This is a genomic window from Erwinia aphidicola (genome assembly GCF_014773485.1).
Classification (GTDB): Bacteria; Pseudomonadota; Gammaproteobacteria; order Enterobacterales; family Enterobacteriaceae; genus Erwinia; species Erwinia aphidicola.
This window is the reverse complement of the sequence record NZ_JACXBP010000002.1, coordinates 170,838-186,140: the sequence shown is the minus strand read 5'-3', so window position 1 is coordinate 186,140 and position 15,303 is coordinate 170,838. Positions and strand designations below refer to the sequence as shown.

Below are 15,303 nucleotides of genomic sequence, written 5' to 3'. Positions count from 1 at the left end.
TTTTTCCGGTCGGCCCGCAACAGATATCACGACAAAGCCACTTTAATCCCCAGCGCGATCAGCACGCCGCCGAGCATCTTATCCACGATGCGCTGCGCTTTTGCCAGCCCGCGACGAACCGGACCGCTCTGGATCAGCACCACCAGTAGCGGCCACCACAGCGTGGAGAGGCCGAGGATAATCCCGGCGTATAGCAGCTTCTCGTGCACGTCCGAATTGACGTTCAGCACCTGGGTGAAGATCGAAAGAAAGAACAGTGTCGCTTTCGGATTCAGCAGGTTGCACAGATAGCCCTGCAAAAAGGCTTTCTTCAGCGAGGTCTGCTCCTGCACCACATTGCTCAGGTCCATTTTGCTGTTGCCGCGCGAGCGCAGCGCCTGGATACCGATATAGATCAGGTAGCCCGCACCGGCATATTTCAGCAGCATAAACAGCCATGGCGTGGTGGTGATCACCACGGCCAGCCCGGCCACGCAGTAGGCCATATGAGTGGCAACGGCACAGTTTACCCCCATGGCGGTCATCAGCGCGGCGCTGCGACGGTAGCGGGCGGCATTTTTAATAATCAGGAAAAAGTCAGGGCCGGGAGAGATCATCCCGAGTGCCGCAATAGTGGCGACAAATAAGCTGGTTTCTAACATGGCGGCGGTCTGTGGCTGAATGAACGGCGGATTCTACCACGGCCGTTGTTTTTTGCATGGTGAAAAACAGCGGGAAGGTGACGCAATCGATACCCTGATAAACCTTTACCGAATAACCCGGGCTTTCCTATCGACGAAAGTTTCGCCTTTCCGTATGATGGCGCCAATTTTACACCCTGTTGAGTTGATATGATGATTAGCCTGATTGCGGCCCTGGCGGCCGACCGCGTCATTGGGATGGAAAACGCCATGCCGTGGCACCTGCCGGCTGACCTGGCGTGGTTTAAAAAGCAGACGCTGAATAAACCGGTAATTATGGGGCGCCGTACCTGGGAATCTATCGGTCGCCCACTGCCGGGCCGCCTGAATATCGTGATCAGCAGCCAGAAGGGCGATGCTGAAGGCGTCACCTGGGTAACCTCAATTGAAGATGCGCTGAAAGCGGCGGGCGAAGTCGAAGAGCTGATGGTGATTGGCGGTGGACGCATCTATGAGCAGATGCTGACGCGCGCCGATCGTCTGTATCTGACGCACATCGATGCGGAAGTGGAAGGGGATACCCATTTCCCGGACTACGAGCCGGATGAGTGGCAGTCAACCTTCAGTGAGTTTCATGACGCTGACGACAAGAATTCGCACAGCTTCTGCTTCGAGATTTTAGACCGCCGTTAAACATAAAACGGGTCGGGCGTGCCCGTAAAAACACGGGTCGGGCGTGCCCGACCCCTACGGGGCGCTGCGATTCGATACCTGAGTAAACACCCGCTTATCCTCCCAGCGCAGCATGGTTAAGGTGCCACCCCAGCAGCAGCCGGTGTCCAGCGCAATTATCCCTTCCGGCGTTCCTTTACCTTCCAGCGAAGCCCAGTGACCAAAGGCAATGGTGTAGTCGCGTGATACCGGGCCGGGAATGGAAAACCACGGTTTCAATGGTGGTGGCGCGCTGTCCGGCGCTTCTTTGGCGATCATATCCAGCTGCCCGTTCGGGAAGCAGAAACGCATACGCGTCAGGGCATTGGTGCTGAAGCGCAGGCGCGCCAGCCCGGTCAGTTCCGGTACCCAGTTGTTAGGCATATCGCCATACATCGCATCAAGGAACAGCGGATAGGTGTCGCTGCTCAGCACCGCTTCCACTTCCCGCGCGCAGCTGATGGCGGTGTCGATGTCCCACTGCGGGGTAATACCGGCGTGCGCCATCACCAGCTTTTTCTCTTCATCCACCTGCAGCAGCGGCTGGCGACGTAGCCAGTTGATCAGCAGGTCGGCATCTGGGGCTTCCAGTAGCGGGGTAATACGGTCTTTCGGCTTGTTGCGGCTGATCCCGGCGTAGACGGCCAGCAGGTGCAGGTCGTGATTACCCAACACCATTTTTACGCAGTCGCCCAGGTAGCGCACAAAACGCAGAACTTCCAGTGAGTCAGGCCCGCGCGCCACCAGATCGCCGGTAAGCCACAGCTGATCGACCTGCGGGTCAAAAGCCACCTGGTCAAGAAGTGAACGTAGCTCGTCGTGGCAACCGTGGACATCGCCGATTAAATAAGTGCTCATGCAGTAACGCCGGATTTAGTGAATATGGGTGGCAATCGCCAGGCGGAAAACCGGGATATCGACAAGGAACAGAGAGCCATCAGGTTCGGCCATCTGATAGTGGCCCTGCATGGTGCCCATTGGGGTTTCCAGAATGGCGCCGCTGGTGTACTGAAACTCGCCGCCGGGTTCGATGTGCGGCTGCTCACCGACCACACCTTCCCCCTGTACTTCGGTTTCACGCCCGTTGCCGTTGGTGATCAGCCAGTAGCGGCCAATCAGCTGAACCGGGATACGCCCCAGATTACGAATTGTGATGGTGTAGGCGAAGACATAACGCTCATCTTCGGGCGCTGACTGCGATGCAATATAGCTGCTCTGCACCTGGACACAAACTCGGGGCGTATCGATCATGATCAGTTCTCCTGCGGCTGTTCCTGTGACTGTGGGTGCGCAGTCAACCAGTTTGCCAGCTGGCAATATTGCTTTACGCTGATGTTCTCAGCGCGCAGCGTCGGGTCGATGTTTAGCTCCGCCAGCACTTCAGCAGAGAACAGGTGACCAAGGCTGTTGCGCAGCGTTTTGCGGCGCTTGCCAAAGGCTTCAGTAGTGATACGGCTTAGCGCGCGGATATCCTCAACGGGATGCGGGATTGTCTGGTACGGCATCAGTCGCACCACGGCAGAGTCCACTTTTGGCGCCGGAGTAAAGGATTCTGGCGGCACTTCCAGCACCGGAATAACCTGGCAATAGTACTGTGCCATCACGCTCAGGCGGCCATAGGCTTTACTGCCCGGTCCGGCAACCAGACGGTTAACCACTTCTTTCTGCAGCATAAAGTGCATATCTTTGATAGCACCCATGTAGCTGAAGAGGTGGAACATCAGCGGCGTAGAGATATTGTAGGGCAGGTTGCCGAACACGCGTATCGGCTGGCCTTTCTCCGCAGCGTAGGCGGCGAAATCAAAGGTCATCGCATCCTGCTGGAAAATGGTCAGCTTAGGGCCAAGGAACGGATGGGTTTGCAGGCGTGCGGCAAGATCGCGGTCAATCTCGATCACCGTCATGGCATCCAGACGATCGCCTACCGGCTCCGTCAGAGCAGCAAGACCAGGGCCGATCTCAACGACCACTTCACCTTTTTGCGGGTGGATGGCGTTGACAATACTTTCGATAATGTAGGGATCGTTAAGGAAGTTCTGTCCAAAACGTTTGCGGGCAAAGTGACCCTGGTGAACGCGACTATTCATTACTGCTCTTAATCATGGTAATGGCGAGGTTAAGCGCCGTCTTAAAGCTGCCCGCATCGGCCTGACCACTGGCGGCCAGCTCTAAAGCTGTCCCGTGATCTACTGACGTGCGGATAAATGGCAGACCGAGGGTGATATTCACCGCCCGACCAAAGCCCTGATATTTTAGCACCGGAAGCCCCTGATCGTGATACATCGCCAGCACCGCATCGGCATGCTGCAGATATTTCGGCTGGAACAGGGTATCCGCAGGTAGCGGTCCGGTTAACTGCATGCCGCGCTGGCGCAGCTCATCCAGCGCCGGAATGATCACATCGATCTCTTCCCGGCCCATATGGCCGCCTTCCCCTGCATGCGGGTTAAGGCCACAAACGTAGATGTGCGGCTGCTCCAGCCCGAACTTGCTTTGCAGGTCGGCGTGCAGAATGGTGATCGTTTCATGCAGGCTGTCGCGGGTGATACTGGCGGCAACGTCTTTCAGCGGCAGATGGGTGGTGGCCAGCGCCACGCGCAGCTCCTCCGTTGCCAGCATCATCACCACGCGTTCGCGATGAGCGCGCTCAGCGAAGAATTCGGTATGGCCGCTGAACGGGATCCCGGCATCATTGATCACCCCTTTATGCACCGGCCCGGTGATCAGCGCGGCAAATTCTCCGCTCAGACAGCCGTCGCAGGCGCGGGCGAGAGACGCCAGCACGTAGCCGCTGTTCTCCACGCACAGCTGCCCGGCGACCACGGGCTGGGCAAGAGGAAGCGGCAGCACGGTCAGCGTGCCCGCGTGCTGCGGCTGGGCTGGGCTGTCTGGCTGATAGTCGCGCAGCGTAAGGGGTAAATGCAAAGCTGCCGCGCGGGTGCGCAGCAGCTCGGGGTTAGCACAGACAACCAGTTCAACCGGCCAGTCCTGCTGGGCCAGCTGAACGATTAAATCGGGACCAATCCCGGCGGGTTCGCCGGGAGTGATCGCTACACGTTGATTACTGAGCATTCGCATCCAGAATCTTCACATAGGCAGAAGCACGCTGTTCCTGCATCCAGGTCTGGGCTTCTTCAGAGAACTTACGGTTGAACAGCAGACGGTAAGCGCGCTCTTTCTTCGCCGCGTCGGTTTTATCCACCTGGCGGGTATCGATCAGCTGAATCAGGTGCCAGCCGAAGGAGGAGTGAACCGGTGCGCTCATCTGGCCTTTTTTCAGGCGCAGCAGGGCATCACGGAACGCCGGATCGAACACTTCCGGCGAGCTCCAGCCAAGATCGCCGCCCTGGTTCGCGGAGCCCGGATCCTGAGACAGCTGTTTCGCGGCGTCGGCAAAGGTCAGCTTGCCGCTGTTGATCTGCGCTGCCACTTCCTGCAGCTTCTGACGCGCCTGGTCATCGGTCATGATCGGGGACGGCTTCAGCAGGATGTGACGGGCATGAACTTCAGTAACGGAAATACTTTTGTTATCACCGCGCACGTCGTTCACTTTCAGGATATGGAAGCCAACACCTGAGCGGATTGGGCCGACGATATCGCCTTTCTGTGCGGTGACCAGCGCCTGAGCAAACAGCGATGGCAGCTCCTGGAGACGGCCCCAGCCCATGTTGCCACCTTTCAGCGCCTGTGGGTCAGCCGAGTAGGTGATCGCCAGCTTGCCGAAGTCAGCGCCGCCTTTGGCTTCGCTCACCAGCTGTTTTGCCAGCGCTTCCTGATCGTCAACCTGCTGCTGCGTCGGGTTTTCCGGCAGTGGCAGCAGGATATGGCTGATGTTCAGTTCGGTGCCGGCATCGTTCTGCGAGGCCATCTGCGTGGCTAACTGGTCCACTTCCTGCGGCAGAATGGTCACGCGACGACGCACTTCGTTATTACGCACTTCTGAGGTCAGCATCTCTTTGCGGATCTGCTCACGGTAGGTGGCGTAGTTCATGCCGTCGTAGGCCAGGCGGCTGCGCAGCTGATCGACAGACATTTTGTTCTGTGCGGCGATGTTGGCAATCGCCTGGTCCAGCTGCTGGTCGCTAACCTGAATACCGGCCTGTTTTGCCATTTGCAGCAGGATATTGTCCATCACCAGACGCTCAACAATCTGATGGCGCAGGGTTTTATCATCCGGCAGCTGCTGACCAGCCTGCTGAGCCTGGCCCTTTACTGACTGCATCATGCCGTCAACATCACTTTCTAATACCACGCCGTTATTGACGACGGCGGCGACTTTATCAACGACCTGCGGGGCTGCAAACGCGGTGCTGGCTGTCAGGGCTGCACCGAGGATCAGCATTCTCCAGTTCTTCATACTTTTTCCATTCTTCTATCCGCACTGCGGGTTGGCATACCAAACATTACAACATCAGAAAGCGCGCTGATAAGGCAGGATGCCCTGACGCAGCATTTGACCGGTGCCTAAGCCATAACTTGGGCTGAGACCACGCAGTTCAATGTTGAACGAGATTTTGTTGTCGTACTTACTGTTGTCGTTTTCCCAACCGGTGATTTTGCGCTCGTAGCCAAGGCGGACCGCATAGCAGCAGGAGCTGTACTGCACGCCCAGCAGCTGGTCAGCAGCCTGGTTAGCTTTGGTATCGTAATACCAGGCACCCACCACGGACCACGCATCGGCGATTGGCCAGCTGGCGGTTGCACCCACCTGTGAAATCTCCTGCTGCCACAGCGGGTTGTTATACCCGGTAAGCGTCTGCTGGACATATTCTTTGCTGGTATAACGGTAGTTCAGCTGCACCATACGGTCCGCATCACGGCGATATTCCAGCACGGCGTTGCCCTGCGAAACATCATTCAAACGGGTGTCATACTGCAGTCCACCGCGTGCTGCCCAGCGGTCGCTGATCTTCCAGTAGCTGTCACCTGCCCAAATCAGGCTGCCGCGATCGTCTTCACCAACGGTGTTCACTCCGGTACGAGACGGGGTGAACGAGTAGATTTGACCAATGGAAGCGTTAAAACGTTCAACCAGATCGTTATCAAAAATTCGCGTGGTCACGCCGGTGCTGACCTGGTTGTTCGACGCAATGCGATCCAGGCCGCTGTAGGTGCGGTCGCGGAACAGGCCGGTGTAGTCACTCTGCAGCAGCGTGGAGTCATAGGCACGAATGTCGCTCTGGTCGCGATACGGCGTGTAAAGGTACTGCACGCGCGGTTCCAGCGTCTGGGTGTAACCCGGTGACCAGTCCATGTCGCGGTCGAAGACCATCTTGCCGTCAACCTTGAACTGCGGCATGACGCGGTTAACCGTGCCCTTAAGCTGGTTATCGGCGCTGCTGCTCAGCGAGTTGTAATACTCAATGTCATCCTGCTGATAGTGGGTCGCCAGCAGTTTGGCTTCGGTATTCAGGCTGCCCCAGCCGTTCGACATCGGCAGATCCAGCGTTGGCTCCAGGTGCAGACGCGTGGCATCCGGCAGCCTTTGGTTCACGTTGGTAAACTTCACCGCCTGCGCGTAAACGTGAGTATCGAACGGGCCAACATCATTCTGGTACCAGTTCATATCGAGCTGAGGTTCAGCGCGATAGACATCGTTGTTCGCGTTGGTTGAGAAGATCTGGAACTGCTTGGTCGACAGCGTGGCATCCCAGTTGGTATCGGCGTAGCCAATGCTGAACTTCTGCGTCACATAGCCGTCGGTAGTCGATCCATAAACCGAGTCGAGATCGGTAAAGTAGTAGGGATCGCTGACTTTGGTGTAGTCAGCGCTGAAGCGCCAGTGCTGATCGTAGACACCGGCATGGCGCCAGTAGAACAGCCAGCGGTTCGAGTCTTCATCCGTCGGATGCTTATCTTCATAGGTGCGGTCAGAGCCGAGGTAGTCGAACTGCAACAGACCGGCACCGGCGGTGGTCAGGTAGCGGAACTCATTCTGCCACTGCATGCCGCGGCGGCTGATATAGTGCGGCGTAATGGTGGCATCGGCCTGCGGCGCGATGTTCCAGTAGTACGGCAGCATAAACTCGAAGCCGCTGTTACTACTGTATTTAGCATTAGGGATCAGGAAACCTGAACGGCGCTTATCCCCGACCGGCAGCTGCAGGTACGGGCTGTAAAACACCGGCACCGGGCCGAGTTTGAAGCGGGCGTTCCAGATTTCGACCAGCTGCTCGTCGCTATCGTGGATCACTTCTGAACCCGCCACGCTCCAGCTGTTCTGGCCCGGCAGGCAGGAGGTAAAGGTACCGTTTTCCAGAATGGTGTAGCGGTTATCGCCGCGCAGCTTCATCTGGTCTGCCTTACCACGGCCCTGACGTCCCACCATCTGGTAGTCGCCGTTCCAGACGTTGGTGTCTTTAGTATCCAGATTCGACCAGGCTTTCGGACCTTTCAGGATGACCTGATTGTCGTCATAGTGCACATTACCCAGTGCATCAACCGTGCGGGTCGGGGTAGTTTGTCCGCTGAGCATCCTTTGATGCAGCTGAACTTCGTCGGACTGCAGGCGACTGTTGCCCTGACGAATGTCGACATTGCCAGTAAAGACCGCATCATCGGGATAGTTGCCTTTGGCTTTATCCGCGTCAATGGTGACCGGCAGTTCGTTGGTTTTACCCTGTACTAAAGGACGGTCGTAACTGGGCACCCCAAGCATACATTGAGATGCGAGGTCATCGGCCAGGCCCTGCTGGCTGTAAAGCGCTGAACCGATTAGGGTGGCCAGCAACGTAGGTAGTCTTTTTTTCATACGCGGTATCGAGAATTCCGTGATCACTGGCATCATGCCGACAAACGGTCAGAGACTAACTTACTCAACTGCGTTGCGCTAGTCTTTATCCTGGTTGTTTGACCGCGTACCAATAGGCTATGGGATAAATGACAGGTATGATAATGCAATTTTTAGCCTTCAGCATGGCGAATTGAGGAGTATATGCGCTATTGGGGAAAAGTATTGGGTCTTGTGCTGGGATTATTGTCCGGTGCAGGCTTCTGGGGCGTCGTTTTTGGCCTGTTGGCCGGGCATTTGATTGATAAAGCGCGTGCGCCAAATCGACAGGGCTATTTTGCTAACCAGCAGACGCGGCAAATGCTGTTTTTCCGCACCACGTTCCAGGTGATGGGCCATTTAACCAAATCCAAAGGGCGGGTGACGGACGCGGATATCCAGATGGCAACGCTGCTGATGGACCGCATGCAGCTGCATGGCGAAGCGCGCACCTCGGCACAGCGCGCGTTCCGAGAAGGCAAAGAGGGCGATTATCCACTGCGCGATAAACTGCGTGAGCTGCGCAGCGCCTGCTTTGGCCGTTTCGATCTGATTCGCATGTTCCTGGAAATTCAGATTCAGGCGGCCTTTGCCGACGGTTCACTGCATCCTAACGAACGCCAGGTGCTGTATGTGATTGCCGAAGAGCTGGGCATATCCCGCACCCAGTTCGATCAGTTCCTGCGCATGATGGAGAGCGGCCAGCAGTTTGGCGGCGGCTATCAGGGCGGCGGTGGCTCTTCGCAGGGCGGCTTTGCCGGTGCACGGCGTGGTCCCACGCTGGAGGACGCCTGCAGCGTGCTTGGGGTAAAAAGCAGCGACGATGGCACTACCATCAAGCGCGCCTATCGCAAGCTGATGAGCGAGCATCACCCGGATAAGCTGGTGGCGAAAGGGTTACCGCCGCAGATGATGGAGATGGCGAAGCAGAAAGCGCAGGAGATTCAGTCAGCGTACGATCTGATCAAGCGCGAGAAGGGATTTAAATAAGGCTGAAAAAAGGGCGGACCGAAAAAGAAGGTCCGCCCCTACCGTAGGGGCCGATCATCTGTTCCGATCGGCCCGTATCACTGGGTCAATAAATTAAAACTCCGCCGGCTGCCGGAACGTCATTGGCGTGCCGTACTGCGGGTGGCTAATGCTCAGGCTTTCGGCATGCAGCTGCAGACGGGGTGCCATCGCTTTCGCCGCGTCGTGCGCGTAAAAGTTATCGCCGAGGATCGGGTGGCCGAGCGCCAGCATATGCACGCGCAGCTGGTGGGAACGCCCGGTAATTGGCTTCAGCTGTACGCGCGCGCTGTTATCACTGGCGTAGTCCAGCACCTGATACTCCGTCTGCGCCGACTTACCCGTGTCAAAACAGACCTTCTGCTTTGGCCGGTTCGGCCAGTCACAGATCAGCGGTAAATCGACCAGCCCTTTCTCCGGCTGCGGATGCCCCCAGACGCGCGCCACGTAAGTTTTCTGCGGCTCGCGCTCGCGAAACTGCCGTTTCAGCTCGCGCTCGGCGGCTTTGGTTAGCGCCACCACCATCACGCCGCTGGTGGCCATATCCAGCCGGTGCACCGACTCCGCCGCCGGATAATCACGCTGGACGCGGGTCATGACGCTGTCCTTGTGATCGTCCAGGCGGCCGGGAACCGACAGCAGCCCGCTGGGTTTATTGACCACCATGATGTGCTCATCCTGATAGAGGATATGCAGCCACGGCTCCAGCGGCGGATTGTAGGGTGCCATCATCATTTACTGGTGCGTCACAACAATCAGACGCAGCGCATCAAGACGCCAGCCTGCTTCATCAAGATTGGCCAGCACCTGCTCGCGGTTGCTTTCCAGCGCGTCAATCTCATCCTGACGGATGTTAGGATTGACCGCGCTCAGCGCCTGCAGGCGTGACAGCTCGGCGCTCAGCTTTTCGTTAGCTTCCACGCGTGCTGCATCAATCACCTTACGCGCTTCCAGTGCGGCCGGCTCTTCTGACAGCTTAATGATCTCATGTACGTCCTGCTGCACCGCATTGACCAGCTTGCTGCCGGTGTGGCGGTTAACCGCATTCAGCTGGCGGTTGAAGCTTTCAAACTCCACTTTGGCCGCCAGGTTGGTGCCTTTGCGGTCGACCAGCATGCGGATAGGCGTGGGCGGCAGGAAGCGGGTCAGCTGCAGGTGCTTCGGCGCCTGAGCTTCCACCACGTAGATCAGCTCCAGCAGCAGCGTGCCGACCGGCAGGGCTTTGTTCTTCAGCAGCGACAGCGCGCAGCTACCGGTGTCGCCGGAGAGGATCAGATCCAGCCCGTTACGGATGATCGGGTGCTCCCAGCTGACGTACTGCGCATCTTCACGCGACAGCGCCTGGTTGCGGTCAAAGGTGATGGTGCAGCCATCTTCCGGCAGACCCGGGAAGTCCGGCACCAGCATATGGTCGCCCGGCGTCAGGATGATCAGGTTATCGCTGCGATCTTCCTGATTAATACCGACGATATCGAACAGGTTGAGGGCAAAGTTGACCAGCTCAATATCGTTATCCTGCTCGGAGATCAGGTTAGCCAGCGCCTGGGCTTTTTCGCCGCCGTTGGAGTTCAGCTCCAGCAGACGGTCACGGCCCTGTTCCAGCTGGGCTTTCAGGCCGTCGTGCTGCTTGCGGCACTGGCGGATAAACTCATCCAGCCCTTCCGGGTTCTCCGGCGCGGCGAGATACTCAATCAGCTGGCTGTAGGCGCTGTCATACACGGTACGGCCGGTCGGGCAGGTGTGCTCGAATGCATCCAGCCCTTCGTGATACCACTGCACCAGCACCGACTGTGCGGTTCTTTCCAGATAAGGCACGTGGATCTGAATATCGTGCGCCTGACCGATACGGTCGAGACGGCCAATACGCTGCTCCAGCAGGTCCGGGTTAAACGGCAGGTCGAACATCACCATCTGGCTGGCGAACTGGAAGTTACGCCCTTCAGAGCCGATTTCAGAACAGAGCAGCACCTGCGCGCCATCCTCTTCCGAGGCGAACCAGGCCGCCGCGCGATCGCGTTCAATAATTGACAGCCCTTCATGGAATACGGCGGCACGAATACCTTCGCGCTCGCGCAGGACCTGCTCCAGCTGCAGTGCTGTGGCGGCTTTAGCGCAGATCACCAGCACTTTTTTATCGCGGTTGCTGGTGAGGAAGCCCATCAGCCACTCAACGCGCGGGTCGAAGTTCCACCAGGTGCCGCTGTCGCCTTCAAATTCCTGATAAATCTGCTCCGGGTAGAGCATGTCGCGGGCGCGTTCGTCGGCGGACTTACGCGCGCCCATAATGCCGGAGACTTTGATTGCCGTCTGATACTGCGTCGGCAGCGGCAGACGGATCTGATGCAGTTCGCGTTTCGGGAAGCCTTTGACGCCGTTACGCGTGTTGCGGAACAGCACGCGGCTGGTGCCGTGACGGTCCATCAGCATGCTAATCAGCTCCTGGCGCGCTTCCAGCTTGCCTTCGCGATCGCTGTTGGCGGTTTGCAGCAGCGGTTCAATATCCTGCTCGCCCATCAGGTCATTCAGCAGGTTCAGCTCATCGTTGCCGATGGTTTTATCGGCCAGCAGCAGAGAGACCGCGTCGGCAATCGGGCGGAAGTGCTTCTGCTCTTCCACAAATTGCGCAAAGTCGTGGAAGCGATTCGGGTCCAGCAGGCGCAGGCGGGCGAAGTGGCTCTCCATTCCCAGCTGTTCCGGGGTGGCGGTCAGCAGCAGGATGCCGGGGATCTGCTCGGCGAGCTGTTCGATCACCTGATATTCGCGGCTTGGTGCTTCTTCAGACCACACCAGGTGATGAGCTTCATCCACCACCATCAGGTCCCATTCGGCATCGGCCAGTTTTTCCAGGCGCTGTTTGTTGCGGCGCACAAAGTCGAGCGAACAGATAATCATCTGCTCGGTTTCAAATGGGTTATCGCTGTCAAGCTGCGCCTGAGCGTAGCGGTCATCGTCGAACAGCGCAAAGCGCAGGTTAAAGCGGCGCAGCATTTCCACCAGCCACTGATGCTGCAGAGTTTCCGGTACCACGATCAGAATACGCTCGGCACGACCGGCCAGCAGCTGCTGGTGGATGATCATCCCGGCTTCGATGGTTTTACCCAGGCCTACTTCATCGGCCAGCAGCACGCGCGGCGCGTGGCGGCGGCCAACATCGTGCGCGATATGCAACTGGTGCGGGATCAGGCTGGTGCGCATGCCGCGCAGGCCGCTGGTGGCAAGGCGATATTGCTCACTCTGATATTTACGCGCGCGAAAGCGCAGCGCGAAGCGGTCCATGCGGTCCAGCTGGCCGGCAAACAGGCGGTCCTGAGGTTTACCGAACACCAGCTTGCTGTCGAGCATTACCTCGCGCAGCACCACATCGCTTTCCTCAGTATCAAGGCGGGTGCCGACGTAGCTGACTACGCCGTTGACCGTGTTGACTTCGGTAACTTCCATCTCCCAGCCTTCGTGACTGGTAATGGTGTCGCCCGGGTTGAACACCACGCGGGTGATCGGAGAATCATTTCTGGCGTAGAGACGGTTTTCGCCCGTAGCAGGAAAGAGCAGGGTGACCATGCGTGTATCGACGGCAACCACAGTTCCCAATCCCAGTTCGCTTTCCGTATCGCTTATCCAGCGTTGACCAAGTGTAAAAGGCATAAATATTCGGCTCGATTCTCGTCTGGTGTGTTTCAGGTGTTAGCATTCCGCCCGGCGATAATAAGGCCCGGCAGTGAATTCAATCTGAGTGAAAACAGGAAGGGCGCTATGGTACTGGAAGGCTGCCCGTTCGTCACCTGTCAAAAAAGCCCCATTTGTCCGGTTACCAGTGTAGCAAAGTCATCATGCATGAAGGGCAGAATGCCATCGGCCACCGGCTGCAGCTGGCGCTCAAGGTAGTGATCGTAGTCCAGCGGCGTCATTCGCGCTTCCAGCGGTTCCGGTCCGCTGGTGGCAATCACATAGCGGATCTTGCCGCCGTTCTGATACAGCAGCGGGCGGCCAAGCTTTTGATTCTGTTCATCGGCGATGCGTGCAGCGCGCACGTGCGGCGGCACGTTGCGCTGATATTCCCCCAGCGGGCGGCGCAGGCGCTTGCTATAGGTGAGCTGATCGTCCAGCTCGCCATCCAGCAGCTGGCGCACGGTTTCACGAATGTAGTCCTGATAGGGCTGGCCGGTAAAAATTTTCAGGTACAGCTCCTGCTGGAACTTCTGCGCCAGCGGCGTCCAGTCGGTACGTACCGTTTCCAGCCCTTTAAATACCATGCGCTGATTTTCACCCTTGCGGATCAGGCCCGCATAACGTTTTTTACTGCCCTGTTCGGCGCCGCGAATGGTCGGCATTAAAAAGCGGCTGAAGTGGGTTTCATACTCCAGCTCCAGCGCACTCTCGACGCCGTACTCCGCCTGCAGATGCTGTTGCCACCAGCGGTTCACTTTCTCCACCAGCTGATGACCGATTTCAGCGGCGCGGGTTTCGTCGTGCGCCGATTTTAGCCAGACGAAGGTGGAGTCGGTATCACCATAAATCACGTCATAGCCTTCGGCCTCAATCAGCTCGCGCGTCTGGCGCATGATGTCATGGCCGCGCATGGTAATTGACGAGGCCAGGCGTGGGTCGAAGAAGCGGCAGGCGCTGGTGCCGAGCACGCCATAAAAGGCGTTCATGATAATTTTCAGCGCCTGCGACAGCGGCTTGTTACCCTGTTTTTTCGCCGCTTCGCGCCCCTGCCAGATCTGGTTAACGATCTCCGGCAGGCAGTGGGTGGTGCGCGAAAAGCGGGCGCCCAGGTAGCCGCCAACGGAATCGGCCTCGTCAGGGTGCGCCATTCCTTCCACCAGCCCGACCGGGTCAATCAGGAAGGTGCGGATAATCGACGGATACAGGCTTTTATAATCCAGCACCAGCACCGAATCATACAGGCCGGGGCGTGAGTCCATCACGTAGCCGCCGGGGCTGGCCTGCGGGGCGACTTCACCCATATTTGGCGCGACAAATCCGGCGCGATGCATGCGCGGCAGGTAAAGATGGCTGAACGCCGCCACCGATCCGCCGTGACGATCGACCGCCAGGCCATTGACGGAGGCGCGCTCCAGCAGGAATGGCATCAGCTCGGTGTGCTGGAAGATGCGCGTTACCAGCTCGCAGTCTTTCAGGTTATAAAGCGCCAGCGCGGGCTTGTCCTCGGCGAAGCGCTGGTTGATCTCCTCCATGCGCTGCCACGGATTATTGATCGCTTTCCCTTCGCCGAGCAGCTCGCGCGATACCGCTTCCAGACTGAAAGAGTCAAAGTTCCAGAAGGCGGACTTCAGCGCTTCAATACCGTCTATTATCAGCCGCCCGCTGGCCTGGGCGAAGAAGACGCCGGGCTTAAACCCGTGCTCGCGCCACTCAAGCGCGCCGTTGTGTCCGCGCCCAAGCTGAAGAGGAATGCCGTAGCGGTCGGCGTGCTTTTGCAGCACGCGCAGGTCGAACTGCACCACGTTCCAGCCAATCAGCACGTCGGGGTCATGGCGGGCAAACCAGGCATTGAGTTTTTCCAGCAGCTGCGGGCGGGTATCAACGTACTCAAGGTTGAAGTTCAGCTGGCTGGCATCGCCGTTTTCCGGGCCGAGCATATAGACATCACGCTGGCCGCAGCCCTCCAGCCCGATGCAATAAAGCTCGCCGTGGCGGGTGGTCTCGATATCCAGCGACACCCACTTTAGCGGTGGGCGATAGTCGGGGTGGGGTTTCAGCCGGGTATTGACCAGGCGATCGCCGGAAGGCTGACCGCTGAACCACACCGGGGCGGTGATAAAGCGCTCCATCAGATAGCGCTCGGGCGGGCGCACGTCGGCCTCATACACGGCGATGCCGTTTTCGCGCAGCAGCTTTTCCAGCTTCTGCAGCTGACGGTTTTGCTTGCAGTAGAGGCCGACCACCGGGCGCTGGCGGAAATCCTTCAGCTCAAGCGCGGCAAAGCGCCAGTGCCGCTCACCAGCCAGTAAGGCCGCGGCATCCGCCTGCTGCTCTGCGGGGATAAACGCCACGGACTCCTGCGGCGGTAACACCACCTGCTGTGGCCCGCTGTCGGTTGCCAGCCACAGCACCACCTCACTGCCGGCGGGCGTATCGCGCCAGTGGCGGCTTAACAGGAATCCTGCACGTGCGTCGTTCACCCAAATTCTCCTGCATCATAATTCATCAATGATAGCATGTTTATTTATA

At 58.1% G+C, this 15,303-nt stretch carries 12 protein-coding genes; 2 read left to right on the top strand and 10 right to left on the bottom strand.

The annotated features are described in order from the left end of the window. Positions 1-26 precede the first annotated feature (26 nt). The gene (locus tag ID864_RS05300; RefSeq protein ID WP_048914807.1) at positions 27-641 is read right to left on the bottom strand and encodes a LysE family translocator; all 615 of its coding nucleotides are present in this window, start codon (positions 639-641) and stop codon (positions 27-29) included. A 189-nt stretch (positions 642-830) separates the two neighbouring features. Here ID864_RS05300 and folA point away from each other — a divergent pair, with 189 nt between their 5' ends. Next, positions 831-1,313: a type 3 dihydrofolate reductase gene (folA, locus tag ID864_RS05295; RefSeq protein WP_180276736.1), complete on the top strand. Its 483-nt coding sequence runs from the start codon at positions 831-833 to the stop codon at positions 1,311-1,313. A 54-nt stretch (positions 1,314-1,367) separates the two neighbouring features. Here folA and apaH read toward each other — a convergent pair whose 3' ends face one another. From apaH to lptD, 6 genes are read right to left on the bottom strand one after another with little or no spacing between them, the layout of a single operon-like run. Further along, on the bottom strand, positions 1,368-2,189 hold the full coding sequence (gene apaH / locus ID864_RS05290; RefSeq protein WP_048914808.1) for a bis(5'-nucleosyl)-tetraphosphatase (symmetrical) ApaH: 822 nt from the start codon (positions 2,187-2,189) through the stop codon (positions 1,368-1,370). Positions 2,190-2,204: 15 nt separating this feature from the next. Next, the gene (gene apaG, locus ID864_RS05285) at positions 2,205-2,582 is read right to left on the bottom strand and encodes a Co2+/Mg2+ efflux protein ApaG (RefSeq protein ID WP_048914809.1); all 378 of its coding nucleotides are present in this window, start codon (positions 2,580-2,582) and stop codon (positions 2,205-2,207) included. 2 nt (positions 2,583-2,584) lie between these two features. Next, entirely contained in the window at positions 2,585-3,418 is an 834-nt protein-coding gene (gene rsmA, locus ID864_RS05280) for a 16S rRNA (adenine(1518)-N(6)/adenine(1519)-N(6))-dimethyltransferase RsmA (protein ID WP_048914810.1), read from the bottom strand. Continuing rightward, on the bottom strand, positions 3,411-4,403 hold the full coding sequence (pdxA, locus tag ID864_RS05275; protein WP_048914811.1) for a 4-hydroxythreonine-4-phosphate dehydrogenase PdxA: 993 nt from the start codon (positions 4,401-4,403) through the stop codon (positions 3,411-3,413). Before pdxA ends, rsmA begins: the two co-directional genes overlap by 8 nt. Beyond that, positions 4,393-5,688 (bottom strand): peptidylprolyl isomerase SurA, encoded by a 1,296-nt coding sequence (surA, locus tag ID864_RS05270; RefSeq protein WP_048914812.1) that lies wholly within the window; start codon positions 5,686-5,688, stop codon positions 4,393-4,395. Before surA ends, pdxA begins: the two co-directional genes overlap by 11 nt. 54 nt (positions 5,689-5,742) lie before the next feature. Beyond that, positions 5,743-8,118, bottom strand: a complete 2,376-nt coding sequence (gene lptD, locus ID864_RS05265; protein WP_048914813.1) for an LPS assembly protein LptD — start codon at positions 8,116-8,118, stop codon at positions 5,743-5,745. 147 nt (positions 8,119-8,265) lie between these two features. Here lptD and djlA point away from each other — a divergent pair, with 147 nt between their 5' ends. Next, positions 8,266-9,090 carry a co-chaperone DjlA gene (gene djlA / locus ID864_RS05260; protein WP_048914814.1) on the top strand — a complete coding sequence of 275 codons (825 nt, stop codon included), beginning with the start codon at positions 8,266-8,268 and terminating at the stop codon, positions 9,088-9,090. 93 nt (positions 9,091-9,183) lie between these two features. Here djlA and rluA read toward each other — a convergent pair whose 3' ends face one another. From rluA to polB, 3 genes are all read right to left on the bottom strand, one after another. Further along, positions 9,184-9,837: a bifunctional tRNA pseudouridine(32) synthase/23S rRNA pseudouridine(746) synthase RluA gene (gene rluA / locus ID864_RS05255; RefSeq protein WP_180276738.1), complete on the bottom strand. Its 654-nt coding sequence runs from the start codon at positions 9,835-9,837 to the stop codon at positions 9,184-9,186. Positions 9,838-9,843: 6 nt separating this feature from the next. After that, on the bottom strand, positions 9,844-12,750 hold the full coding sequence (gene rapA / locus ID864_RS05250) for an RNA polymerase-associated protein RapA (protein ID WP_048914816.1): 2,907 nt from the start codon (positions 12,748-12,750) through the stop codon (positions 9,844-9,846). A gap of 140 nt (positions 12,751-12,890) precedes the next feature. Next, positions 12,891-15,254, bottom strand: coding sequence for a DNA polymerase II (polB, locus tag ID864_RS05245; RefSeq protein ID WP_099753882.1), 2,364 nt, complete (start codon positions 15,252-15,254; stop codon positions 12,891-12,893). Positions 15,255-15,303: the final 49 nt, after the last annotated feature.

Excerpts from the sequence above, each read along its gene's own strand:
- ID864_RS05300 (WP_048914807.1), bottom strand. The coding sequence starts at position 641 with ATGTTAGAAACCAGCTTATTTGTCGCCACTATTGCGGCACTCGGGATG.
- folA (WP_180276736.1), top strand. The coding sequence starts at position 831 with ATGATGATTAGCCTGATTGCGGCCCTGGCGGCCGACCGCGTCATTGGG.
- apaH (WP_048914808.1), bottom strand. The coding sequence starts at position 2,189 with ATGAGCACTTATTTAATCGGCGATGTCCACGGTTGCCACGACGAGCTA.
- apaG (WP_048914809.1), bottom strand. The coding sequence starts at position 2,582 with ATGATCGATACGCCCCGAGTTTGTGTCCAGGTGCAGAGCAGCTATATT.
- rsmA (WP_048914810.1), bottom strand. The coding sequence starts at position 3,418 with ATGAATAGTCGCGTTCACCAGGGTCACTTTGCCCGCAAACGTTTTGGA.
- pdxA (WP_048914811.1), bottom strand. The coding sequence starts at position 4,403 with ATGCTCAGTAATCAACGTGTAGCGATCACTCCCGGCGAACCCGCCGGG.
- surA (WP_048914812.1), bottom strand. The coding sequence starts at position 5,688 with ATGAAGAACTGGAGAATGCTGATCCTCGGTGCAGCCCTGACAGCCAGC.
- lptD (WP_048914813.1), bottom strand. The coding sequence starts at position 8,118 with ATGATGCCAGTGATCACGGAATTCTCGATACCGCGTATGAAAAAAAGA.
- djlA (WP_048914814.1), top strand. The coding sequence starts at position 8,266 with ATGCGCTATTGGGGAAAAGTATTGGGTCTTGTGCTGGGATTATTGTCC.
- rluA (WP_180276738.1), bottom strand. The coding sequence starts at position 9,837 with ATGGCACCCTACAATCCGCCGCTGGAGCCGTGGCTGCATATCCTCTAT.
- rapA (WP_048914816.1), bottom strand. The coding sequence starts at position 12,750 with ATGCCTTTTACACTTGGTCAACGCTGGATAAGCGATACGGAAAGCGAA.